General features: G+C 66.8%; 19 protein-coding genes and 1 pseudogene. 10 read left to right on the top strand and 10 right to left on the bottom strand.

Annotation, left to right across the window (positions count from 1 at the left end; translation table 11 throughout):
* Positions 1–64: 64 nt before the first annotated feature.
* Both recR and H7F38_RS07200 read right to left on the bottom strand, forming a co-directional pair.
* Positions 65–667: a recombination mediator RecR gene (recR, locus tag H7F38_RS07205; RefSeq protein WP_187093478.1), complete on the bottom strand. Its 603-nt coding sequence runs from the start codon at positions 665–667 to the stop codon at positions 65–67.
* 156 nt (positions 668–823) lie between these two features.
* Positions 824–1,150: pseudogene (locus H7F38_RS07200) on the bottom strand (YbaB/EbfC family nucleoid-associated protein); the annotation flags it as partial.
* 367 nt (positions 1,151–1,517) lie between these two features.
* On the opposite strand from H7F38_RS07200, the gene H7F38_RS07195 reads away from it, so the two are divergent.
* The 3 genes from H7F38_RS07195 (at position 1,518) to H7F38_RS07185 (ending at position 4,330) form a co-directional block, all read left to right on the top strand.
* Positions 1,518–1,874 (top strand): bifunctional 3-phenylpropionate/cinnamic acid dioxygenase ferredoxin subunit, encoded by a 357-nt coding sequence (locus H7F38_RS07195; protein ID WP_187093476.1) that lies wholly within the window; start codon positions 1,518–1,520, stop codon positions 1,872–1,874.
* Complete coding sequence (locus tag H7F38_RS07190; RefSeq protein ID WP_187093475.1) at positions 1,871–3,070, top strand: NAD(P)/FAD-dependent oxidoreductase; 1,200 nt, start codon at positions 1,871–1,873, stop codon at positions 3,068–3,070. The genes H7F38_RS07195 and H7F38_RS07190 overlap by 4 nt, the downstream gene beginning before the upstream one ends.
* Positions 3,071–3,208: 138 nt before the next feature.
* Positions 3,209–4,330, top strand: a complete 1,122-nt coding sequence (locus H7F38_RS07185) for an aromatic ring-hydroxylating dioxygenase subunit alpha (RefSeq protein WP_187093474.1) — start codon at positions 3,209–3,211, stop codon at positions 4,328–4,330.
* A gap of 164 nt (positions 4,331–4,494) precedes the next feature.
* On the opposite strand, the gene H7F38_RS07180 is transcribed toward H7F38_RS07185, so the two are convergent.
* Complete coding sequence (locus H7F38_RS07180; RefSeq protein ID WP_187093473.1) at positions 4,495–5,316, bottom strand: IclR family transcriptional regulator; 822 nt, start codon at positions 5,314–5,316, stop codon at positions 4,495–4,497.
* Positions 5,317–5,390: 74 nt separating this feature from the next.
* On the opposite strand from H7F38_RS07180, the gene betA reads away from it, so the two are divergent.
* The 3 genes from betA to H7F38_RS07165 all read left to right on the top strand — a co-directional run bounded on the left by betA (position 5,391) and on the right by H7F38_RS07165 (position 9,356).
* Positions 5,391–7,067 carry a choline dehydrogenase gene (gene betA / locus H7F38_RS07175; protein WP_187093472.1) on the top strand — a complete coding sequence of 559 codons (1,677 nt, stop codon included), beginning with the start codon at positions 5,391–5,393 and terminating at the stop codon, positions 7,065–7,067.
* Between the two features lie 137 nt (positions 7,068–7,204).
* Entirely contained in the window at positions 7,205–7,948 is a 744-nt protein-coding gene (locus H7F38_RS07170) for a class I SAM-dependent methyltransferase (protein ID WP_187093471.1), read from the top strand.
* A gap of 28 nt (positions 7,949–7,976) precedes the next feature.
* A complete protein-coding gene (locus H7F38_RS07165; protein WP_187093470.1) occupies positions 7,977–9,356 on the top strand; it encodes an MFS transporter in 1,380 nt (459 codons plus the stop codon).
* A 53-nt stretch (positions 9,357–9,409) separates the two neighbouring features.
* On the opposite strand, the gene H7F38_RS07160 is transcribed toward H7F38_RS07165, so the two are convergent.
* The 6 genes from H7F38_RS07160 to H7F38_RS07135 form a co-directional block, all read right to left on the bottom strand.
* The gene (locus tag H7F38_RS07160; protein WP_187093469.1) at positions 9,410–9,967 is read right to left on the bottom strand and encodes a hypothetical protein; all 558 of its coding nucleotides are present in this window, start codon (positions 9,965–9,967) and stop codon (positions 9,410–9,412) included.
* A 349-nt stretch (positions 9,968–10,316) separates the two neighbouring features.
* Positions 10,317–11,966, bottom strand: coding sequence for a chaperonin GroEL (groL, locus tag H7F38_RS07155; RefSeq protein ID WP_187093468.1), 1,650 nt, complete (start codon positions 11,964–11,966; stop codon positions 10,317–10,319).
* Positions 11,967–12,208: 242 nt separating this feature from the next.
* Positions 12,209–12,571 (bottom strand): propane 2-monooxygenase effector subunit MimD, encoded by a 363-nt coding sequence (gene mimD, locus H7F38_RS07150; protein ID WP_187093467.1) that lies wholly within the window; start codon positions 12,569–12,571, stop codon positions 12,209–12,211.
* A complete protein-coding gene (locus H7F38_RS07145) occupies positions 12,568–13,674 on the bottom strand; it encodes an aromatic/alkene monooxygenase hydroxylase subunit beta (RefSeq protein ID WP_187093466.1) in 1,107 nt (368 codons plus the stop codon). Before H7F38_RS07145 ends, mimD begins: the two co-directional genes overlap by 4 nt.
* A 19-nt stretch (positions 13,675–13,693) precedes the next feature.
* Positions 13,694–14,737, bottom strand: coding sequence for an FAD-binding oxidoreductase (locus H7F38_RS07140; protein ID WP_187093465.1), 1,044 nt, complete (start codon positions 14,735–14,737; stop codon positions 13,694–13,696).
* A 157-nt stretch (positions 14,738–14,894) separates the two neighbouring features.
* Positions 14,895–16,562, bottom strand: coding sequence for a methane monooxygenase (locus H7F38_RS07135; RefSeq protein ID WP_187093464.1), 1,668 nt, complete (start codon positions 16,560–16,562; stop codon positions 14,895–14,897).
* Positions 16,563–16,915: 353 nt separating this feature from the next.
* Here H7F38_RS07135 and H7F38_RS07130 point away from each other — a divergent pair, with 353 nt between their 5' ends.
* Positions 16,916–18,775, top strand: coding sequence for a sigma-54-dependent Fis family transcriptional regulator (locus H7F38_RS07130; RefSeq protein ID WP_187093463.1), 1,860 nt, complete (start codon positions 16,916–16,918; stop codon positions 18,773–18,775).
* A gap of 72 nt (positions 18,776–18,847) precedes the next feature.
* A complete protein-coding gene (locus H7F38_RS07125; RefSeq protein WP_222618517.1) occupies positions 18,848–19,288 on the top strand; it encodes a helix-turn-helix transcriptional regulator in 441 nt (146 codons plus the stop codon).
* 236 nt (positions 19,289–19,524) lie between these two features.
* Here H7F38_RS07125 and purU read toward each other — a convergent pair whose 3' ends face one another.
* On the bottom strand, positions 19,525–20,397 hold the full coding sequence (gene purU / locus H7F38_RS07120; RefSeq protein WP_187093462.1) for a formyltetrahydrofolate deformylase: 873 nt from the start codon (positions 20,395–20,397) through the stop codon (positions 19,525–19,527).
* Between the two features lie 164 nt (positions 20,398–20,561).
* Here purU and H7F38_RS07115 point away from each other — a divergent pair, with 164 nt between their 5' ends.
* Together H7F38_RS07115 and H7F38_RS07110 are read left to right on the top strand one after the other, a co-directional pair.
* Positions 20,562–21,482 carry an IclR family transcriptional regulator gene (locus H7F38_RS07115; RefSeq protein WP_187093461.1) on the top strand — a complete coding sequence of 307 codons (921 nt, stop codon included), beginning with the start codon at positions 20,562–20,564 and terminating at the stop codon, positions 21,480–21,482.
* A 349-nt stretch (positions 21,483–21,831) separates the two neighbouring features.
* Positions 21,832–23,301 (top strand): aldehyde dehydrogenase family protein, encoded by a 1,470-nt coding sequence (locus H7F38_RS07110; RefSeq protein WP_187094537.1) that lies wholly within the window; start codon positions 21,832–21,834, stop codon positions 23,299–23,301.
* Positions 23,302–23,360 lie beyond the last annotated feature (59 nt).

The raw sequence follows: 23,360 nt of genomic DNA, 5'->3' as shown, positions 1-23,360 counted from the left end.
GTCCGGTTCTGGGCCCGGGTGCAGTGGGTCTTGCGGAATCCTCGGCCCACCCGTGGGTGGAGGGTCAGGCGTCGACGGAGCGGCGACCGGAGAAGGCCCGGCCCAGCGTGACCTCGTCGGCGTACTCGAGATCCCCGCCGACCGGCAGTCCGCTGGCCAGCCTGGTGACCGACAGGTCCGGGAAGTTCCGCAGCAGCCGGATCAGGTAGGTCGCGGTCGCTTCGCCTTCGAGGTTCGGATCCGTGGCCAGGATGACCTCACCGATCCCCGGCTCGGCGATCCGTCGGAGCAGTTGGGCGATCCGCAACTGGTCGGGCCCGATGCCGTCGATCGGCGAGATTGCGCCGCCCAGCACGTGATAGCGACCGCGGAACTCCCGCGTGCGCTCGATCGCGGGCACGTCCTTGGGTTCCTCGACCACGCAGATGACGGACGCATCCCGCCGGGTATCGCTACAGATCCGACAGAGTTCGGCCTCCGCGACGTTGCCGCATTCGATGCAGAACCGCACTTCGTCCTTGACCCTCTGGAGTGCCGTCTGCAGGCGCGTGATGTCCGCGCCGTCTGCAGTGAGCAGATGAAAGGCCAGGCGCTGCGCAGACTTCGGCCCGATCCCCGGCAGTCTCCCGAGTTCGTCGATCAAGTCCTGGACGGGACCTTCGTACACCGATCAGGCTCCTGACCGCGTCGGCGGGAGAGCACGCGGATCGACCGGCGTGGCGCTCGGCCCCTGGTCCTCTTCGTCGTCGTTGTCGTCGTCTTCGTAGACGTCATCGTCGTCATCGTCGTCGTCGGCCGGGAACCCGTCGATGGCCGGCATGCCGAAGGCGGACAGATCGAACCCGGCCGCGGGGTTGGCCACCGCGCCCATCTTCAGCTCGGCCAGCTCGGCCGCCGCCCGACCGGCATCGCGAACGGCGGCGATGATCAGGTCGGCAAGCGTCTCGACATCGTCGGGGTCCACCACCGAAGGATCGATGACCAGCCCCTTGAGCTGCCCGTCTCCGGTGACGGTCGCCGAGACGAGTCCACCGCCGGCGTGGCCGGTGATCTCGGCGGAGGCCAGGTCGGCCTGAGCCTGCGCCATGTCGGCCTGCATCTGCTGGGCCTGATGCAGGAGGGCCTGCAGATCTGGCATGCCGGGCATCATGTGGCGGATCCTCTTTCGTGGGTGCGTGGCGAGTGACGTCGGTGCGTGACGGACCAGCGGGTGACCGGCCGGCGTGGGGGGCCGGAGTACGACCAGCCTACGGGTGTTCACCCGGCCCGCCCCCTGGCAACGCGCCCCACCGGGCGGCCCTCACGTTTCGGCCGCATGACCGGCGCCACCCGAGCGCCAGCCGAGTGCCCGCCCTTGTGCCCGCCCCTGTGAGAACCCGAGTGACCTACGGCCGGTCCGACGGCTTGACAGGGCCACCGACCTGCTCGAAGCTGTTGCGTAGTACGAATCGAGTTGTGTCCAGTGCAAACAACCCAGTACCCAGCACAGATGAGGCAGCATCAATGAGGCAGTGCAAATGAGTGCGCCAGCGCTGCGGATCTGCCCGCTGGCCGACCTGCCGGCCGGCGAAGCCCTGCGCGTCGACGAGGTCTCGCCGCCGATCTCCGTCTTCCACACCGACGACGGCGAGGTGTACGCCATCGACGACACCTGCACCCACCAGGATGCATCGCTCGCGGACGGGTGGCTCGACGGTTGCGAGATCGAGTGTCCGCTGCACGCCTCCAAGTTCGATCTGCGGACCGGCGAGGTCGACGAACCGCCGGCCAAGCGCGGCGTCCGCACCCACCAGGTCACCATCACCGACGGCGACATCTACGTGACGCTGTCCGAACAGGCCCCGAACCTGCCCCCGGGAGTCACCGCTCCATGAGTGCTCCGACCTCTGGTCACCACGCCCTGCCCCTCGGGAGCGTGACCGTCGTCGGAGCCGGCCTGGCCGGCCATGCCACCGCGAAAGCCCTGCGACGGCAGGGATTCACCGGCCGGCTGACGATCATCGGAGAGGAACGGGACCGCCCCTACGACCGCCCGCCCCTGTCCAAGGAGTTCCTTGCCGGCACGATGGCCGAGGCCGATCTCGGACTCGAACTCCCGGACGAGGCACTGGATGCGCAGTGGGTGCTGGGCGTCCGCGCCGTTGCCCTCGACCCGGCGACCCGCATCCTGACCCTGGACGACGGGGACAGCGTCACGTCCGATGCGGTGGTGATCGCCACCGGATCGCGGGCCCGCCGGATGCCCGGAGCACCGCCGGGGGTGCACACCGTCCGCACCCTGGCCGACGCCACCGCCCTGCGCGCCGAGTTGGTCCCCGGCACCCGGCTCGCGGTCATCGGGGCCGGCTTCATCGGTGCCGAGATCGCTTCCACCGCACACGCCCTGGGCCTGCACGTCACCGTGATCGAAGCCGCGGCGACGCCGCTGGCCGGCCCCCTCGGCCCCGAGATGGGCCTGATCGTCGCAGGCCTGCACACCAACCACGGCGTCACGCTGCGGTGCGGCACCGCCGTGGCCGGACTGCTCGGCGACGACAGGGTCACCGGCGTGCTGCTCGCCGACGGGACGCAGATTGCCGCCGACGTCGTGGTCGCCGGGATCGGCGCCGTACCGACCGTCGAATGGCTCGCGGACTCCGGCATCGATATCAGCGCCGGGGTCGTCTGCAACGCCCTCGGTGCCACTTCGTTCCCCGGGATCTTCGCGGTCGGCGACTGTTCGGCGTGGTTCGACGACGTCCGGGGTGGGCACCACCGGATCGAGCACTGGACGGACTCCCGGGACCGGCCGGCCGTGATGGTGGCCGGGATGCTCGGATCGCCCCCGGCGACATCCCTTCGACCGCCGTACTTCTGGTCCGACCAGTACGGGGTCAAGATCCAGTTCACGGGCCGCCGCGACGGCACCGAGGACATCACCATCGAAGCCGGGAGCGTCGAGACCGGCGACATCCTCGCGGTGTACCGGCGCGACGGAGAGCCGGTCGCAGTACTCGGCCTCAACCAGCCGAAACTCTTCACCAGATGGCGCAGGCAGCTCTCTGCCCCGGCGAAGGCGACCACATCTTGACAGCCCGGCGGTTCCGGCAGGAAACTGAGGTGGTTGCACTGAGCAGAACTTGTTGCGTCTAGCGCAACGAGGGTGACCGTCAGGTCGATGCCTGTCGATCGACGCGAAGTTCCCGCCGTGACCGCGAAGGTGATTGCCATGACCACGACCGAACTGCCGGAGTCGCTGATCTCCACGCTGCCCGGCCACTTCTACACGGACCCACAGGTCTTCGCACTGGAGCAGGCCAGGATTTTCGAGGACATGTGGTTCTGCGCAATCCGTGCGTCGGACGTCCCGACGCCCGGTAGCTTCCGGACCGTCCAGGTCGGCACCGAATCGATCATCATCTCGCGCAGTCGCAGGGGCGAGATCCGGGCCTTCTTCAACATATGTCGGCACCGGGGCCTCAGGCTGTGCATGGAGGAGTCCGGCGACGTCGGTCGCGCCTTCCGCTGCCCGTACCACGCTTGGACCTATGACCTTGACGGAAAGCTCATCGCCGCACCGAATCTCACGAAGATGCCCGACATCGATCGTCAGGAATACGGCCTGAAGAAGGTGCACCTGCGCGAGTGGCTCGGCTACGTCTGGGTCAGCCTGGCCGACGAACCGCCGTCGTTCGAGGACACCGTGCTGCAGGAGGTGGTCGATCGTCTCGGCGAGGTCGCGAACCTGGATCACTACCAGGTCGAGTCGCTCTCCGTCGGCCGCCGGATCGTCTACGACGTCAAGGCGAACTGGAAACTCATCATCGAGAACTTCATGGAGTGCTACCACTGCGCGACGATCCATCCCGAGCTCACCGAGGTGCTTCCGGAGTTCGCAGACGGCTACGCGGCACAGGCCTTCGTCAATCACGGCGCCGACTTCGCCGACGAGGTCAAGGGTTTCACGATCGATGGCAGTGAGGGCCTTGAAATGCTACCGGGTATCGATCCGGATCAGGACCGCAAGTACTACGCGATCACCATCAAGCCGCAGGTCTTCATCAACATGGTGCCCGACCACATCATCTTCCACCGCATGTACCCGATGGCGGCCGACCGCACCGTTGTCGAGTGTGACTGGCTCTATCTGCCCAGTGTCGTCGAGCAGGGCCGGGACGTCACCAAGTCGGTGGAGTTGTTCGACCGGGTCAACCGCCAGGACTTCGACGCCTGCGAGCGCTGCCAGCCGGCGATGTCCTCCCGCGTCTACCGCGACGGCGGAGTGCTGGTGCCCAGCGAGCACCACATCGGTGTCTTCCACGATTGGCTGCAGGACAAGATCAAGGTCTGACGAGGGTGCTCCCGACCGCCCCCCCTGCCCCCCCTTCTGGCGTGGATCCCTGTGGCGTGTACCCCCGTGGCGTGGATCAACTTCGCAGGCATGGACGAAGTTGTTCACTCTCGTCCCATCAGTCCCAAAATCGCGAAGTTGATCCATGCAGGCCGAGGGAAGGCTCAGCCGAGATGTCCCATCCGCTCGCTGATCCGTGCGGTGGCGGCCATGACGGTCCCCGCTGTGGTGGCCAGCTCCGCGACGGGAAGACGGTAGGCAGGTCCGGACAGGGATACCGCCGCAATGGCCGCGCCGTGAGTGCCGAAGACCGGCGCAGCCACAGCATTCAAACCCGTTTCGTACTCTTCGGCGGTGATCGCGTACCCGTCGACGTGCACCTGCGCCAACTGGCGGCGGAGCGCTCGCGAGTCGGTGACGGTGAGTGCGGTGAACCTGACGAGGCCGGATTCCAGGAGCTTGTCCTGCACCGATCTGGACAGGTAGGCCAGCAGTACCTTGCCCGACGAGGTGGCGTGCAACGGGGTGGGTCGCCCGACCCAGTTGTTGACGGAGATTGCCCCCCCGCCATGGGCCTGGTAGACGTTGATCACCTGATCACCCTGCAGCACAGCGATGTTCACCGTTTCGCCCAGCTGCTCGGCGAGTTCCTCGCAGATTTCCCGACCCTGACTGGTGACGTCCAACCGACCACCCATCGCACCGGCCAGGCGGAGGATCCCGTAGCCGAGGCGGTAGCGGCCCCGATCGCCGGCGACCTCGATGAGTCCTCGCGACTGCAGGGCGCCCAGGAGTCGCGAGGCCGTGGACTTGTGCACCCCGATCGCGGCCGCGACCTCGGAAACGCCCGCCTCCCCGCGGCGGGCCAGGAACTCAAGGGCCGTGATGGCACGATCCACCGACTGGACCGCGCTGGCCGGGGGTCCGATCACGGCGGGCGCACCACGCGCACCCCGGTCCTCTACCCCCGACTCGACGTTGCTCATAGCGCAACCCTAGGCGCTGGGCGCATCAACGTCACCATGTCCCGCCATCTTGATCAAGAGGAGTCCAGCCGACCGTGACCAACCCCAGGAATACCTTCGACTACGTCATCGTCGGCGGCGGGAGCGCGGGATCCGTTCTGGGAGACCGCCTCTCGGCCGACGGGAAGTCAACCGTCCTGGTGCTGGAGGCCGGCCGGAGCGACTATCCCTGGGATCTGTTCATCCAGATGCCCGCGGCCCTGACGTTCCCCAGCGGAAGCCGCTTCTACGACTGGCGGTACGAGTCGGAGCCCGAACCCCACATGAAGGGACGCCGGATCGCCCACGCCCGGGGCAAGGTGCTGGGCGGATCCAGCTCGATCAACGGGATGATCTTCCAGCGCGGCAACCCCCTCGACTACGAGCGCTGGGGCGCCGACGCCGGCATGTCCGACTGGGACTGGGCACACTGCCTGCCCTACTTCCGCCGGATGGAGAACTGTCTGGCGGCCGACCGTGACGACGTCCAGCGCGGCCGTGGCGGGCCGCTGGTCCTGGAGCGTGGACCCGCGACGAATCCCCTGTTCGGTGCCTTCTTCGATGCAGCGGTACAGGCGGGCTACCCGTTGACCGATGACGTCAACGGTTTCCGTCAGGAGGGATTCGCGCCCTTCGACCGCAACGTCCACAAGGGCCGCCGGCTCTCGGCCTCCCGTGCGTATCTGCGGCCCAGCATGCGTCGCCAGAATCTCACCGTCCTGACCAGGGCGCTGGCCACCGGAATCAACTTCTCGGGCACTCGCGCGACGGGAGTCACCTACTCGCGCAACGGCCGCAACCACACGGCACACGCCGGCGAGGTCATCCTCTGCGGCGGCGCGATCAATTCGCCCCAGCTGCTGCAGCTCTCGGGGATCGGCAATGCAGAAGAATTGCGCCAGTTGGGTGTCAAATCGGTCGTGGACCTACCCGGGGTGGGCGCCAATCTGCAGGACCACCTCGAGGTCTACATCCAGTACGCCTGCACCGAACCGGTCACGATGCAGCCCTATCTCCAGAAATGGCGACAGCCGTTCATCGGTCTGGAGTGGATCCTGGCCCGGAAGGGGCCGGCAGCCACCAATCATTTCGAGGGCGGCGGCTTCGTCCGGTCCAACGACGAGGTCGACTACCCGAACCTGATGTTCCACTTCCTGCCGATCGCCGTGCGGTACGACGGCTCGGTGTCCGAGGAGGTCCGCCGCACCGGCCACGGCTACCAGGTCCACGTCGGCCCGATGTACTCCGATGCACGCGGCACCCTCAAGATCGTCTCGAAGGACCCTCGACAGCATCCGGCGCTGAGGTTCAACTATCTGTCCACCGACCAGGACAAGCGGGAGTGGGTCGAATCGATCAGGGTGGCCAGGGACATCCTGAACCAACCGGCGATGGCCCCGTTCAACGGTGGTGAGACCTCCCCGGGCCCTTCGGTTTCCACCGATCAGGAGATTCTCGATTGGGTGGCGGCCGACGCCGAGACCGCGCTGCACCCGTCGTGCACCGCGAAGATGGGACCGGCATCCGACCCGTTCGCCGTCGTCGATCCGACCAGCATGCGGGTGCACGGCACAGAGGGACTGCGCGTGGTGGATGCGTCCGTCATGCCCTACGTGACGAACGGCAACATCTACGCGCCGGTGATGATGCTCGCCGAGAAGGCCGCCGACCTGATCCTGGGCCGCACCCCGCTGGCCCCCTCTGATGCGCCGTTCTACCGGCACACCCGGTAAGCCCCTCGGCCGGCCGCGTGCCCATCTCATCGACCGCCCAGCCTCATCGACCGGAACAGGATCCGCACTCTGGCACCCGGAATCTGCGGATCTCATTCCGGTCGATCGCACCGCAGCGAGTCCGGCACACTGGGCACGTGGACGAGAAGCAGAGGGAGAACGCGGCGTCCTTCGGGCGGGCGGCGGAGGCCTACGAGCGCGGCCGCCCGTCCTATCCGGAACAGGCCCTGGACTGGCTCCTGCCCGAGAACGCACTTCACGTGGTTGATCTCGGGGCCGGGACGGGCAAGCTGACCCGCCTGCTCAGCTCCAGAGGCTTGGATGTGACGGCCGTCGACCCGTCGGAGGGCATGCGCGAGAAATTGGCCGGTGCGCTTCCGCAGGTGCCGGTGTTCGCCGGGACCGGGGAGCACCTTCCGCTGCCGGACGACAGTTGCGACTGCGTTCTCGCCGCGCAGGCCTGGCACTGGGTGGATCCGGACATCGCCCTGCCCGAGGTCGCTCGCGTCCTGCGTCCGGGTGGCCGGCTGGGTCTGCTGTGGAACCTGCGGGACGAACGGGTCGACTGGGTGGCCGAATTGGGCCGCGTGCTCCGACCGGCCGGCGGCACGAGCGACTCGATGTCGGTGGAGGATCTGGGCCCGCATTTCGGCCCGGTCGAGTCGTGCGAATTGGCGTGGGTCCATCACACGACCGCGCCGCAGTTGATGGACATGGTCGCGTCGCGCAGCTACGTCATCACCGCATCGGCGTCGCAACGTGCGACGCTGCTGGCCCAGGTCGCAGCACTGGTCTCCACCCATCCGGCCCTGGCCGGCGCGGAGACCATCGAACTCCCGTACGTGACCCAGTGCTTCCGCGCCGACCTGGTTTTGACTTGAAGCTGACTTCACCTATTAGCGTGCAGGGATGACGACATCGACGACCAGGGCGGGTGTCTTCTCGCCCGGGCTGCGCGCGGTGACGACAGCCGCCGTGACGATGGTGGCCGTCCAGGCCTTCGAGGCGATCGCAGTCTCGACGGCGATGCCCACGGTGGCTGCGGCTCTCGGCGGACTGCAGCAATACGCGCTCGCGTTCGGGATCCCCGCCGCGGCCGCCATCATCGGAATGGTCTCCGCCGGTGGTTGGAGTGATCGACGCGGGCCGGTCGGGGCGTTGGCGACGGGTTGGCTGTTGTTCGTCGCGGGCCTGCTGATCAGCGGCACCGCACTCTCCATGCCGATGCTGATCGGCGGCCGGGCTCTGCAGGGACTGGGCACAGGGCTGACCTCGGTGGCCATCTACGTCGTCGTCGCACGGACCTATCCGGAGGCCAGCAGACCCAAGATCTTCTCCGCGTTCGCGGCAGCGTGGGTGCTGCCGGCTCTGGTCGGACCGGCGATAGCGGGCTTTCTGGTCGTCCACGTCGGATGGCGTTGGGTCTTCCTGACGGTCCCGTTCGTCGCCCTTGCGGCCGCGATCGCGGGCTGGGGGCCGTGCCGCAGACTGCTGGCCGAACGGGCGGAGAAGCCTGAGTCGCCGGCCGGCGCGCGACAAGGTTTGAGCCGCACACTGTTCGCCACCATCGCAGGCGCGGCGGCCTGCCTGCTCTCCGTCGCCGGGCAGAGTGGGAGCTCGCTGGCCATCGTGATGACGGCGGTGTCGCTGGGGCTGCTGATCGTGTCGGTACCCAGACTCCTCCCCCGCGGCACCTACCGTGCCGCACGCGGCCTTCCGACGGTGATCCTGTTGCGGGGCCTGGCTTCGGCAGCCTTCACCGGCGCCGAGGTCTTCCTGCCGCTGCTGCTGTCCCGCGAACGGGGACTGTCCCCTGCAGAGGCCGGGATCGTGTTGACCGTCGGAGCTCTCGGCTGGTCGGCAGGGTCGGCGCTGCAAGGAAAATTCAGCTCCGCCGAACGACGCGCGGCCATGCTCGGCACCGGACTCGGCCTACTGGCGGTCGGGATCGTGCTGGCCTCCGCAACGGTCTGGACTGCCGTTCCGCTCTTCACGGTCTACATCTCGTGGGTGGTCGCGGGCCTTGGCATCGGGATCGCCTACCCCACGATGTCGGTCCTGACGCTGGAATTGTCCGCACCGGACGAGGAGGGTCGCAATTCTTCGGCGCTGCAGGTCAATGACGCTCTGCTGCAGTCGATCACACTGGCGGCGTCTGGTGCGGTCTTCGCCGCCCTCCTGGGTCGCTCGCACACCGCCCCGTACCTGGCCGGGTTCGGCATCGCCGCCGCCGCGGCACTGACCGGCGCGGTGCTGGCCCCGAGAGTCAAGATGGCAAAGGGTATTTGACGAACACGGACCAGTCGTCTGCGAGCTCTGGTCGTCGCTCCGCCTCTCCCCGGTCAGGGCTGGCGGGGAGCTTCCACACGCCAGGGGAGGGTGAAACCCTCCGTCATCTTCTCGTTCCAGCCGTCGAAAGAACCCATGATGCCGATCATCAGATTCTGGTCGAGATCACCGCTGCGGCCGCCGGCCAGTACCAGCAGGGCGTAGCAGTAGAGCCAGTACAGCTGGCTGGCCGGATCGCCCGCACGCCGCTCCAGTTCGCTGATCACGGCCGGCATCAGGGTGATGACGTACGTACTGAGCGCCTGGGCCGATGACGCGATCTGCTGGACACCCTCGAAGACCCGTTCACGCATGTCGGTGACGGCTTCGGTGGGCTCCGGAGCCGACTCCGGCCGGAACTTGGACGCACCCTGCACTGCATTGAGCACGACCGTCACGATGGCTCCGCCGTGTTCTCCGTTGTAGTCCTTCCCCGGGTTCTCCGGGGAGAAGATCCAACTGGCGATCTCGTCGATCACCAGGATCTCCAGGCTCGGCAGGTCCTCGATCTTGATCTCGGCGAACCCGGCCCGGCCCGGGACCTTCTCGTCGCGTGTGGGCAGCAGAGCCATCTTCAACCTCCGGTGGGGGACGGGTTCGCTCGCGCTGACGAACGTTGCGGTTCTGGGACGAGGGTGACAGGAGTCAACCCGTTCATCAACGCCGGCGAAGTTGATCAGCGCGGTGGTGGGGCCAGCAGGACACAGCAGGGCAACTCTCGCCGCGACGATGTCGCGAGCCGCCCGCAGGACTGTTTCTTGATGAGCGCAGCAGGGTACCTCTCGCCGCGACACGAGAGGCACCCGGCTGTTCAGGTGGAGCCCGGGCTCCATCGTCGTGGGGCGTCGCTGCACGGGGTGGTACAGCGAGCACCGGCGCGGCCGGGATCATCGCAGCGGTTTCCTCGAGGCTGTGTCCGGGTCAGTAGATGTTGGACGGGCGGACCATGCCTTCGGCGAGATCCCCGAAGCCGGGCGCCATGATCGCGCCGGGATTGCCGATCACCTCTTCGACGATTGCTGTCTCGGTGGTGATCAGCAGGGCGGCGATGGACGCCGCGCTCTGCAGGGCGGACCGGGTGACCTTCAACGGGTCGATGACGCCGAAGTCGAACATGTCGCCGTACTCGCCGGTCATGGCGTTGAACCCATGGCCCAGCGGCAGCTCGCTGACGATCTTGACGACCTCGTCACCGGAGTAGCCGGCGTTGATCGCGATCCAGCGGAGCGGCTCGTCCAGAGCCCGCCGGACGATCTCCCTGCCCTGCAACGCATCTCCGGTCAGTTCCAGGCCGTCGAGGGCGGTCCGGGCGTGCACGAGGGACGAGCCACCGCCGGCGACGATGCCCTCTTCCAGGGCGGCCTTGGTGGCCGACAGCGCATCCTCCACCCGGTGCTGCTTCTCGCGGAGTTCGACGCTGGTGGCGGCTCCGACGTGGATGACGGCGACCCGCCCGGACAGCCGGGCGATGCGGAGCTGCAGGTTGTCCTGGTCGTGCTCGTTCTCGGTCCGCTCCAGTTCACGACGCAGATGCCCGACGCGGGCCTCGATGTCGGACGCCGCCCCGGCACCGCCGATGATCGTGGTGCCGTTCTCGGTGACGGTCACCTTGTGGCACTGACCGAAGTGCTCGACCTGCAACTGGTTCATGCTCAGCCCGGACTCGGGACTGACCACCCGACCGCCCATCAGCGCGGCAAGGTCCTCCAACTCGGCGATCCGGCGGTGGCCGAAGCCGGGTGCGCGCACCACGACCGACCGGAACGTGTTGTGGACGTTGTTGGTGACCAGCATGTTCAAGGCCGGGCCGTCGACGTCCTCGGCGAGGATGACCAGGCCCCGGTTGGACTTTCGGGCCTGCTCCAGGACCGGCATCAAATCCTGCACGGAGGAGATCTTCTGGTTGGTCAGCAGCACGTAAGGGTTCTCGAAGACCGCTTCCATCCGGTCCCGGTCGGTCACCATGTACGGCGAGATGTAACCGTGGTCGAACTCGACGCCGTCGACGAAAGTCAGGTTGAGCCCGAGCCGGTTCGACTCCTCGACGGTCACAACGCCGGTGGTCCCCACCCGGTCCATCGCCGAGGCAATCACATCGCCGATGGCCCGGTCGTCGCTGGCCGACAGGCTCGCCACGTGGGCCAGATCCTCGATGCCCTTGACCTGGCTGGCACGGTCGACGAGCGTCGCGACCACTGCCTCCACTGCGGTCTCGATCCCGCGGCGCAGTTGCATCGGGTTCGCGCCGGCGTCCACCGCGCGCAGGCCCTCGCGGACCAGGGCCTGGGCCAGCACGGTAGCGGTGGTGGTGCCGTCACCGGCGACGCCGTTGGTCTTCATCGCCACTTCTTTGACCAGCTGCGCACCCATGTTGGCGAACGGGTCACGCAGCTGGATCTCCTTGGCGATGGTCACGCCGTCGTTGGTGATCGTCGGTGCGCCGGTGAGCTTCTCGATGATGGCATTGCGCCCTTTCGGGCCGAGCGTCACCTTCACCGCATCCGCAAGGGCGTTGACGCCGGACTCCAGGAGCCTTCTCGCTTCGACGTTGAAACGCAGATCCTTTGCCATGCTGGACAACCTTTCTCGATGGAACGCACTGTCGCGGGAGTGGTGGAACCCTGATCGTCCGACCCTGAGGAATCGGACGGTCAGGACGGTCTGCTGGAGCGGGAGGAGATGGTGTGGCGAAGGAACCGGCTAGTGGAGGAGTTGCCAAGGCAGTCGGTGCGCTCGTATGACCGTCGGTGCGCTCGGCTGACCATGAAACGTCAGACGAGCGACCGGCGGTCATACGAGAGTGAACGGCTGACTCAGTTGACGACCGGTAGATCGAAATCGATGTACTCGGCGGCATCCTCGGGGTTGGCGAAGAGCATCGTCTTGTCGTCGAAGTGGACCATCCGCCCGTAGTGGGTGGACATGATCTCCTCGAAGTCAGACTGGTCGAACTCGGAACCGAGGGCCTCGGTGATCTCGGCGAAGTCGAAGGTGATCGAGCCGCTGCCGTCCACCCGGATCATCGAGGGGAACTCCGAGATGACGACACCCGGCTTGTGGCCCATGATCTCCGCGACGACGTAGCCGTTCTGGTTGTTCATCAGGGTGACACCGCACATGTTGGACGAGGTGCGGTTGATGGCGCCGAAGGCGGTGGACTGCACGGTTTCGGTCATGCGGAAAGCTCCTTGGGTTCGGTCAGGCCGAGGTCGTTCAGGGTGGCCACCAGGCCGGCCTTGGAGGCGTCGAGCGAGGACTGGAAGCTGATGATCTTCTCCAGCGGCTGCGACCAGATCGGCTGCAGCGAACGGGCGGCGGCCAGGCTCTGTGGAATCCACTTCGCCAGCCAGCCCTGCATGATCACCCGGTTGGCCTCTCCGTGCTCGACGTCCTTGGCCAGCATCGAGAAGAGGGTCCTGGTGTAGTTGAGGTCTCGTGAGTAGTCGTTCTCGCCCGCGCCGACGATGGTCGGGGTGACGTAGTCGCCGTTGCGGGCGGCGATCTGCATCACCAGGTGGCTGCGGAACAGCACCCCGACCAGCGACTCGTAGACGACGTTGGTGGCGAAGACGGCTTCGGCCCAGTCCCCGATGGAGGTCAGGCGCTCGACGTTCTCACGGACACCCTGCCAGACCGGGTCGTTCTGCCAGACGTCGCGGTGCACCTCGCCGTCGAAGCCGATCTCGGCTTCGGACAGGTCCAGGTTGTAGAGCGCGAGATCCTGTGCGAAACGCAGCTTGTGGACGCTGTTGACGCAGATCGCGTTGTTCAGCATGTTCGTCGGCGCCGAACGCTGGGCGGCGACGAAGACGTGCATGCCCAGACCGTGCTCGGCGTGCATCCAGGCGCCGATGTTGCGCTCCAGGAACCTCACCCAGGTCGGGGAGAACCCTTCGAATGCGTGCGCACCCCGGGCGTTGGCCAGGTTCTGCTGCACCTGCCGGACGATGTTCGCGTTGTTCCGGAAGATCGTCTGTTCCCACTCCTCGTTGGGATCACGGAACAGGTGCCAGTCACTGGACTTCAGCGTCGTCCAGTCCTTCGGATACCCACCGGGGGCGTCTGCGAAGCCGTAGACCCAGCCCTGGCTCAGGTGCCGGTCCGGGTCGGGCTGGACGTCGACGGTGACGTCCTCGTACGTCGTCGCGCGGAGCTTGGTGGGCTTGAAGTAGTTGTAGGTGCGGCTCTTCGAACTCGGGAAGTCCAGCGCGCCGGCCTCGGCATCGGTGAATTCCTGTTTCGGGAAGCTACGCACGGGCGTCGCGGTGGTTTGTGTCATGTTTTCCAGCTCTCTCTTGTCAGACGACTGATGTGGTGAATTTGTCGAAGTAGATCCGTTCTGTCGGAACGCCTCTGGCCTCCAGGATCGGGATGGCGGCGTCGACCATCGGCGGCGGCCCGCAGAGATAGAGGTCGGCGTCGGTGAGGTCGGCTTCCCTGCGGTCGACGACATCGGTGACGAAGCCGGTGTCTCCGTCGACGCCCAGCCCGGACCAGTCGTCCGGCCAGGTCTCCGAGAGCGCGGGGACGAACTTGAAGTCCACCAGACGGTCGGCCAAGGCCATGATCTCGGTGATGTAGAACAGATCGCTCGGGTTGCGAGCGCCGTAGTAGAAGGTGACCGGACGGCGGTTCTCGGTTTCGGCCATGTGCCGCATCAGGCTCAGGATCGGCGCCATCCCCGCTCCGCCGCCGATGCAGACGATGCGACGGTCTGATTTGGCGCGCAGTGTGAAGGTACCGTACGGTCCGGTCACCTCCAGCTGGTCACCGACCTTGATGCCGCCGTCGAGCAGGCCGGAGAAGTGACCTCCGGGGTACTTCTTGATGATGAATTCGAGCCGGCCGGTCGAGGTGGTCGTGGTGGCCATCGAGAACGACCGGTGCTCGCTGGTACCCGGGATCGAGATATCGCTGTACTGACCGGGTTTGAAGTCGAAGGTCTTGCCGTCGTCCAACGCCAGACCCAGCGAGACGATGTCGTGCGTCAACGAGTCCAGGTGGCGGACGGTCGTCATCACCTTCTGCAGCGGTACTGCGTCGCGGAGCACCTCTTCGTCGTAGTTGATCAGTTCTATCTCGGCGTCGCTGTACACGTGGGCCTTGCACAGCAGGATGTATCCCTCCTCGCTCTCGTAGTCGGCGAGGGCGAAGGTCGAGTAGCGGTCCATCTGCACGTCACCCTCGATGAGGAAGGACTTGCAGGCGGAGCACTGACCCTCGCGACAACCGTGCATCAGGGTGATGCCCTGGCGGAAGGCTGCGTCCAGCACAGTTTCCGATTCCTCGACCTCCATCTCGAGGTCAACCGGTTCGAACTTGACGCGGTGGGTCTCCCCCATGGCGTTCGCTCCTGATCGCAGGTGGAATTGGTTGAGCAAGAGAACAGATCTCACCGTCGTCCGGCAGCGGGTGGGCGGGTGACCATCCGCTGCCGGACGTGCTGAGCGGTGGAGCAGCCGGCCCGACGATCATCAGACCGTCGGGCCGGCTCGTCGATCAGCGCGCGGCGTAGGCCGCCGCCTGGGCGGAGGTCCGGCCGCCGGGCCCACCCGCCTTGTAGTCGGCGATGTGCGCTTCGCGGTCTGCGTCGGACATCGCGTTCAGCAGGATGTTCGGGCTGGCGAAGTTGATGCCGCGCATGTCGTCGAGCGTCCACAGCTTCTTCGGATCGTCCAGATGCAGGTGTGGCTGCGGGATGAGCGTCTTGCCGTCGTCGCGGACGTAGCCCAGATCCTGGATGATGTCGGCGAGATCCCTGTTGTGGTGCAGGGTCTCCCATTCCCGATGACCGGTCAGCCGGCCCATGTTCGGGGTGGCGCGACCTTCGTACTCGGGACGGAACGCCACCATGTCGGTCCAGGCGCAGGTCTCCGAGCAGTAGGTCTTCCACGTGCCGTCGACCTTCTCGGTGACCATGTCCTCACGGATGAGGCACGGGACCATGCAGGTCCAGCAGCGGTGCGGGTACTGGTAGCCGACGTCCTCAAACGCGATCGGCTTGTTCAGACCCGGGTAGGCGAGACGGTTGTACTCCTCCCACCACTTCCCGTACTTCGAGTACCAACCCGGGTACTTGTACTCGAACCACTCGAAGTCGACGTCCGTCATGGCGTCGATGCGCCAGTAGTTGACCGGCCAGCCCGTCGCGAAGAACTGTGCGGTCTCGTGCACGTAGCCCTTGTTGATGATCCGGTTCCAGGCCTCTTCGACCAGGTCGTGGGGGATCTTCAGGCCGTACTTCTCGAGCGGGATCAGGTAGCTGCGGTAGTAGTCGTCGTAGATCCAGCGGCGCCACATCTCTGCGTAGCTGTCGCGCTCCTTGCGGCGATCCTTGGTGCCGTACTCGATGAACGTGCCGATGGCGGCGTCCACCACGCAGTGGTTGTTCCACCAGGCGTACCGGAGGTCGCGCTCGAGCAGCTGGCGGTTGTCCTCGTCGGCCAGGGCCATCAGAAGGATGGAGTAACCGTTGCTGATGTGCCGTGACTCGTCCGACTGCACCGAGTGGAAAACGGTCGGCAGCAGGTAGTCGCCGTTGGCCGCGGCCTCGGACGGCATGGCCACGAACAGGGTGTTCGTGAACGCGGTCTCGGCGACGACCGTCAGGTAGATGTTGGCGGCGGTGATGGCGTCACCGGTGATGAAGCCCTCGCCGAACTGACGACCGATGGTGCCCGCGTAGTTGTTCGAGAATGCCTTCTCGGTGATGTCGAAGCCGGCCGGATCGATGTAGTGGTTCATGTAGAGCCGCTTGAGGTTCATCTGGATCGTCGAGTGGCGCACCTCGTCGATCATCTGCACGGCCAGACCGTTGTGGATCTCCGGGTTCGGCACGGCGTCGATCGCCATCGGCATCGCGCGAGCTGCGGAGATCTCCGGGAACGGGATGATCGACAGGAACAGCTTCTGCCACTCCATCCAGCGCTCCTGGACCTGACGGAACATGTTGCCGCGGATCGCTCCGTCCATCGCCCCGAAGACGCGGTTGTCCTTCTCCTCCTCCATCGGGAAATAGGACCGCAGGATCTGCTTCAGCGGATCCTTCTTCGGCGACTTGTCGAACTTGTAGTCGGTACCGAAGCGCGTCGCCGGTGTGGCGAAGGTGGGTTCCCACGACAGCTCGGTGATCTTCTTGTGGGCCTTGCTCAGACTCTGTCTGCTCACTGCTCGTCCTCCTGTTGCTCGGTGGCTTGCGACGATCGAATTCAGACTTGAGTTCGTATCGGGGTTGCCGTCATCGGCCAGGGTCGAAGTCGAGCGGTTCCCGATCCGGCCGCGGGGCACCAGGTCAAGTCGTCGTGCCACGAATCACACCCCCGAGCCGATGCCGGGCCCGTCTCAATCTGAGATCCCTTGACGCACCGGATTCCGAACTGCATAGAATTGGCCCTACCGGACGACTGCAGGACCCGGTGGAGCGCACATGCGCCGGTCGCCGCCGATGTCGACCGACGCTTCATAGGACTTGAGTCCGGCATCAATCTCTTCCGACTCACGCTGAACGAAGGACACTGGCAATGACGCCACTACCTCGAGCGCGAACGGCACCACTGCAGAGGCCTGTGCAACTGGCGGTGGCGCGTGAAGCGTTCCTGACCGCGGAACCCGTCGACGAAGCGTCCGTACGCCCGACGATCCTGACCTCGTGGCAGCGATCGCGTGCCTTCCGGGTGCTCGCCGATCGCCCCGACCTGCACTTCGTCAAGGAACCCAACCTCCACTCCCCGCTGATGCTGTGCTCGGAGCCGATCCTGCGACAGCTGCAGGACGAACTCACCGATCAGCCGATCAGCATCGTGCTGACCGACGCGAACGGCCTCGTGCTCAACCGGCGGGCTCCCCGCGGACAGCTCTCCCGCCATCTCGACGCGGTCAACCTGGCGCCGGGCTTCAGCTACGCCGAGAGTCTGGTCGGCACCAACGGTGTCGGCACTGCGCTGGAGTCACGGGTCCCGACGCTGGTCAGCGGGCATGAGCACTACGCAGAGAACCTCGAACGGCTGACCTGTGCCGGTGCGCCGATCCATCACCCGATCAGCGGTGCCCTGCTCGGCGCGATCGACCTGACGACGTGGGCGAAGGAGCCGGGTTCCCTCCTGCTGACACTCGCGGTGACCACCGCGAGCAGCATCGAACGCAACATGCTGACCCAGTCGAGCCAGGACGAACTGGCCCTGCTGCGCGAGTATCTCAACGCCTGCCAGCACGCCGGGGGTGTGGTGCTGGCCATCAGCGACGAGCTCGTGATGATGAACGACCAGGCACGTCAGAGCCTGAATCCGGCCGACCAGGCCGCCCTGTTGGCCCGGGCGGCGGACGCCCGCGGCCTGAACCGGCCGATCACCCTGGTGACCGAACTGCCCAGCGGTCTGATGTCGCGGATGCACTTCCAGCCGGCCTTCCTGGACGACCGGCCGGTCGGCGGAGTCCTCCGGGTGCAGTTCAGCTCGAGTTCGGCCGCGGTCGACAGCCCCGTCTCCTCGCTGGTGCCGATGGCCCTGACGCTGCCGGGTCTGGTGGGCAACTCACCGACCTGGACACGGTGCTGCCGATCGATCGACGGCTGGTATCGGCGACGGGAATGGGTGGCGCTGGAGGGCGAGGCCGGCGTCGGGAAGCTGGCGCTGGCCAGGGCCGTCCACCAGAAACATCATCCGACGGGACGGATCGTCGTCCTCGACGCCGCCGAGCTGGGGGACACCGAAACCTGGCTTGACGAGGTCTCCGATGCCCTGGCCGAGGACGGCGGCGCAGTGATCCTGCAGCACGTCGACCGACTCGACCCGGCGGGATTGAGCGGTCTGGTGGATCTGCTGGCCGAGGCCGCCGCCCTGGTCGACCAACCCGGGCATCCGTGGGTGGCCATCACCATGGCTGCGGAGCGCACGGGTACCGAACTCGACGCACAGCTGCTCCCGCATTTCCCGCACTCCCTGCAACTTCCGCCGCTGCGGCATCGGCTGGACGACCTGCCGCTGCTGATCCCGCATCTGCTGAACCGGATCACCGGGGTCCAGCAGAGCCTGAGCTGTTCGCCGGAGGCGATGCGCCAACTGATGAAGCTGCCATGGCTGGGAAATGTCGCCGAACTGCGGGAGGTCCTGCAGAAGGTCGTACGGCTGCGACGCTCTGGCAGTTTCACCATCGAGGACCTGCCGGCCCAGTGCCGCTCCGGCAGCCGGCGTCAGCTGACACCGCTGGAGAACCTGGAGCGGGATGCGATCGTCGGCAGCCTGGTCGCCAACGACGGCAACAAGGAAAGGGCCGCCCAGGAGGTCGGGATGTCCAGGGCCTCCATCTACCGGAAGATCCGCGACTACGGAATCCACGTCCAGCTCGGTGGCGGAAGGGCCGCCAACCGGCCGCCGGCCTCGTGAGCCCCACTCCCCCGGTCCTAGCGGTTCGGGTGCGCCGGGTGCGGCGGCGTTCCCGACTGCCAGGATGGACCGATGAACCTCCCCGATCCTGCGGCCGGCGACGCGGACGTCCAGCCGATCGTTGCGGACGAACCGCCACCCGGGAACCTGCCGAGCGTGGCGTTGGCGATGCTGGAGGATCTGCACCGGGCCGAGCAGGCCCGTCAGGCGCTCCACGATGCCGGCGAGATCCAGACCTGGGCCGTCCGTTTCGGTCTGCTGGGCGATGAGAACCGGCTGAAGATCCTGCTCGCCCTGCACCGCGCACCCGGCATCACCGTGGGGGACCTTGCCGCGGCGGTCGGGATGAGCGACAACGCCGCCTCCCACGCCCTGTCCGCCCTGCGGATGGCGGGCGTGGTGACCGCAGCCCGCGACGGACGGTTCCGGCGATGGTCGATCACCGACCACGAGATCCACGACATCCTGCATGCGGTCGGCGCGAGCCACTCGACGCTCCACCCCGATCACTGAGCCCCGGCCCCCGGTCGCCGTGTCGCCCGGGGGGATCATTTGTGTCGCGTGGCTCCCTGATGCGTGGCGTGGATCAACATCGCAGGCATGGACGAAAGTGGCGACTCCTGTCACTCACGTCCCAAATCGTCCAAGTTGATCCATGCAGACGATGTTGATCCATGCGAACCCCTGCCCAGCCCAGCTCAGCCCAGCCCAGCCCGGCCAGGCCAGGCCCGGCCCGGCCCGGCCCGGCCTCAGCGGAACACGACCGTCCGGGAGCCGTTGGGCATCACGCGCCGCTCGCAGTGCCATTTCACCGCCCGGGACAACACCTGCGTCTCCACGTCGCGGCCGGCGGCGACCAGGTCGTCCGGACCCAGGTTGTGGTCAACCCTGGCCACGTCCTGCTCGATGATCGGGCCCTCGTCGAGGTCGTCGTTGATGTAGTGCGCCGTCGCACCGATCAGTTTCACGCCGCGATCGTGCGCCTGGTGATAGGGCCTGGCACCCTTGAAACTGGGGAGGAAGGAATGGTGGATGTTGATCGCTCTTCCGGACAACGCCCGACTGGTGGATTCGGAGAGAACCTGCATGTAGCGCGCCAGCACCACCAGGTCGATCTGATGCTCTGCGATCAATTCCAACATCCGGGACTCCGCTGCTGCCTTGGTATCCGGCGTTACGGGTAGGTGCACGTAGGGAATCTCGTACGACGCGGCGAGGGCCGCAAAATCGTCGTGGTTGGAAATGATGACCGGGATATCGATGTTGAGCGTTCCCATCCGGTAGCGGTAGAGCAGATCATTCAGGCAATGGCCGAATCTCGAGACCATGATCATCGTCCTGGTCGGCGTCGCGGCATCGACCAGTTCGAACTCCATCGCATGACGGGCCGACACCTGGTCGAACCCGGACCGGAGATCGGCCAGCTCCGGTGCCTCGCCGATGAACACGAAGTGCACCCGCATGAAGAAGCGACCGGTGAGCCGATCGTCGAACTGCTGACTGGCCAGGATGTTCGCTCCGAACTCCACCAGGTAACCGGTCACGGCGTAGACCAGGCCGGGCCCGTCCTGGCAGGACAACGTCAGGATGAACTCCTGACCGGCATGGGGACGAGGGGACACCGAACCTCCACAGCTCGAACTTGGTTGGTTGCACAGAACGCAACACACTGCTCCATGTGCAACGAACAGCATGTTGGGTAGCAGCGGTCCGGTCAAGAGGGACCGGTAACGGACTCGATCCGCCCACGGGTCGGACGCGCCCAGATGTGGTTACGCTCCGAGCTATGCCCGACCTCCTGCGGCCGCACCCGACGGCTCCGCACGTCACCGCAGCCGATCTCGGCCGTCGCGGGATTCGCTCGGCCCCCGCCGAGATCACCGACCGCCCCGACCGAACCGACCGCCCCGACGGCACCGGCGGGTCGGTGCAGTCGGTGGATCGCGCGCTCACCATCCTGAAACTGCTCGCCGCCGACGGCGAACTCGGTGTCACCGAGATCGCCGGGCTGCTCGGAGTGCACAAGTCGACGGCTTCCCGACTCCTGGCCACCCTGGAATCCCACGGTCTGGCCGAGCAGCTACCCGACCGGGGCCGGTATCGGCTGGGCGTCGGCGTGCTGCGGCTCGCGGGCGCCACCCGGTCGCGGCTGGACATCGTCCGGGAGAGCCGACCGGTCACCGGCCCGCTGGCCGCGGAGGTCGGCGAGACGGTGAACATCGTCATCCTCTCGGGCACCGAGACGCTCTACCTCGACCAGGTGGCCGGCACCTCCGCACTGCAGATCCACAACTGGATCGGTAGGCGGAACCCGGTGCACGCCACCGCGAACGGCCGTGTCCTGTTGGCCCACGCCTCGTCCGGTGAGGCCGAGGCGATCCTGGGCGCGGCCAGCACCTCCTCCGGCCGGTTGCGGGCGATCACACCCCACACGATCACCGACCGCGTTGCCCTGGCTGCCTCGCTGGAGAGCGTCCGCCGGGACGGCTACTCGGTGGCGGTCGACGAGCTCGAGATCGGCCTGACGGCCGTTGCGGCACCCGTCCGTGGGGTCGACGGATCGGTGATCGCCTCCCTGTCGATCTCGGGCCCCAGCTTCCGACTCGACGCCGCCCGGATCCCGCAGGTGGTCGGAGCCGTCCGGGGCGCTGCGTCAGCCGTCTCCGCACGCATGGGCTATCTCGCTCCGTCCAGCGGCCGCCCCTGATCGACCGGGACCGGCCGTCCGGCGCGGCACCGTCACGTGTCACCGTCATGTCACGCCCGATGTACCGTCCGGGCCGCCCTGCATCACGGCCAGGTAAATCTTCCCCGGTATCGGTGGGTGTATACGCCTCACGCCCTTGACACCCCTCCGCTGCCGTTCCATGCTGTTGCTCAGGAAGCGCAGTGATGCGTAATACGCAACACCCAGTCTCGGACCCAGTCGTCACAGGCAGTCGTACATCGGAGATCATTGGCGCCGCCAGGATCCGTCGGGAGCAGAGCCGGAGGTGCCGGAAGTGAGTACGAGCCTTGCCGAGCAGGCCACCCCGGTGGCCGGCGCCGACCCGACGCTGCGCGGCCTGTACCTCGCCGGACGGTGGGCCGCGTCCGATGGCGGCGGGTCAAGACTGATCAGCTGCCCGGCCGACGGTACCGCCGTACGGTCGGTGGTCGAGGGGTCCGCCGCAGATGCCACTGCGGCGGTGGCAGCGGCGCGGACGGCTTTCGACTCCGGCTCCTGGGCGGCGCTCCCGGAGAAGCAGCGCGGTGAGATGCTGCTGCGCACCGCCGATCTGCTCCACCGGGACAAGGCCCGTTACGCCAGGGCCGAGGCACTGGACACGGGCAAGCGATTCGTCGAGGCAGAGTACGACATCGATGACGTCGTCGCGTGCTTCCGCTACTACGGCGGTATCGCGGGCACGGATGCCGGACGGGTGGTGGACACCGGCAATCCGCACGCGATCAGCCGGATCGTCTACGCACCGGTCGGTGTCTGCAGCCTGATCACGCCCTGGAACTACCCGCTGCTCCAGGTGTCCTGGAAGGTGGCACCCGCGCTGCTGGCCGGCAACACCTTCGTCCTCAAACCCAGCGAGCTGACGCCCTCGACCGCGATCCTGCTGATGGACACGCTCACCGAAGCCGGCGTCCCGGCCGGTGTCGCGAACCTGGTGACCGGCAGCGGACCAGAGGTCGGCGCGGTCCTGGCCAGTGATCCGCGGGTCGACATGGTCTCGTTCACCGGCGGCCTGGCCACCGGCAAGGCCATCATGGTGGCCGGCGCCGCCACCGTGAAGAAGGTTACCCTGGAACTGGGCGGCAAGAACCCGAACATCATCTTCGCAGACGCAGACGTGGAAGCCGCCATCGACTACGCGTTGACCGCGGTCTTCCTGCACTCCGGCCAGGTCTGCTCGGCCGGTGCCCGGCTCATCGTCGACGCGGGCCTGCACGACCGGGTGGTGGACGAGATCGTCTCCCGGGCAGCCCGGATCAGGCTCGGTGGACCGTTCGACGATGCTGCGCAGACCGGACCGCTCATCTCCGCGGCGCACCGGGCCAAGGTGCACGCCTACGTCGAGGCCGGGGTCGCCGAGGGTGCCGTCCTGCGCACCGGCGGCATCATCCCGACCGACGGCGAACTGTCGAAGGGCTTCTACTACCCGCCGACGGTGCTGGACGGCTGCACCCGTGGCATGACGGTGATCCGGGAGGAGTCGTTCGGGCCGGTGATGACGGTCGAGACCTTCACCTCCGAGTCGGAGGCGATCGAGATCGCCAACGACACCGACTACGGCCTGGCCGGTGCGGTCTGGACCTCGGACGCCTCCCGCGCGCAGCGGGTCGCTGGGGCACTGCGCCACGGCACGGTCTGGATCAACGACTACCACCCCTACGTGCCACAGGCGGAATGGGGCGGTTTCGGTCAGTCCGGCAACGGACGCGAACTCGGGCCCACCGGCCTGTCCGAATATCGCGAGATCAAGCACATCTGGCAGAACACCTCCCCCGCCCCGCAGTACTGGTTCCCCCGCTGACTTCTCACCCCTCACCCTCATCGACCTGACGCACCCGCACGAGCACAGCCCGAAAGCGC

The sequence above is a fragment of the Nakamurella sp. PAMC28650 genome, assembly GCF_014303395.1.
Lineage (GTDB): Bacteria > Actinomycetota > Actinomycetes > Mycobacteriales > Nakamurellaceae > Nakamurella.
This window is presented reverse-complemented; position numbering and strand designations above follow the sequence as displayed.

What these genes read in the sequence shown, in the direction of transcription:
- H7F38_RS07185 (WP_187093474.1), top strand. Translation starts at nt 3,209, where the DNA reads ATGACCACGACCGAACTGCCGGAGTCGCTGATCTCCACGCTGCCCGGC.
- H7F38_RS07125 (WP_222618517.1), top strand. Translation starts at nt 18,848, where the DNA reads ATGAACCTCCCCGATCCTGCGGCCGGCGACGCGGACGTCCAGCCGATC.
- groL (WP_187093468.1), bottom strand. Translation starts at nt 11,966, where the DNA reads ATGGCAAAGGATCTGCGTTTCAACGTCGAAGCGAGAAGGCTCCTGGAG.
- H7F38_RS07165 (WP_187093470.1), top strand. Translation starts at nt 7,977, where the DNA reads ATGACGACATCGACGACCAGGGCGGGTGTCTTCTCGCCCGGGCTGCGC.
- H7F38_RS07160 (WP_187093469.1), bottom strand. Translation starts at nt 9,967, where the DNA reads ATGGCTCTGCTGCCCACACGCGACGAGAAGGTCCCGGGCCGGGCCGGG.
- mimD (WP_187093467.1), bottom strand. Translation starts at nt 12,571, where the DNA reads ATGACCGAAACCGTGCAGTCCACCGCCTTCGGCGCCATCAACCGCACC.
- H7F38_RS07140 (WP_187093465.1), bottom strand. Translation starts at nt 14,737, where the DNA reads ATGGGGGAGACCCACCGCGTCAAGTTCGAACCGGTTGACCTCGAGATG.
- H7F38_RS07130 (WP_187093463.1), top strand. Translation starts at nt 16,916, where the DNA reads ATGACGCCACTACCTCGAGCGCGAACGGCACCACTGCAGAGGCCTGTG.
- H7F38_RS07145 (WP_187093466.1), bottom strand. Translation starts at nt 13,674, where the DNA reads ATGACACAAACCACCGCGACGCCCGTGCGTAGCTTCCCGAAACAGGAA.
- H7F38_RS07115 (WP_187093461.1), top strand. Translation starts at nt 20,562, where the DNA reads ATGCCCGACCTCCTGCGGCCGCACCCGACGGCTCCGCACGTCACCGCA.
- H7F38_RS07195 (WP_187093476.1), top strand. Translation starts at nt 1,518, where the DNA reads ATGAGTGCGCCAGCGCTGCGGATCTGCCCGCTGGCCGACCTGCCGGCC.
- H7F38_RS07180 (WP_187093473.1), bottom strand. Translation starts at nt 5,316, where the DNA reads ATGAGCAACGTCGAGTCGGGGGTAGAGGACCGGGGTGCGCGTGGTGCG.
- H7F38_RS07190 (WP_187093475.1), top strand. Translation starts at nt 1,871, where the DNA reads ATGAGTGCTCCGACCTCTGGTCACCACGCCCTGCCCCTCGGGAGCGTG.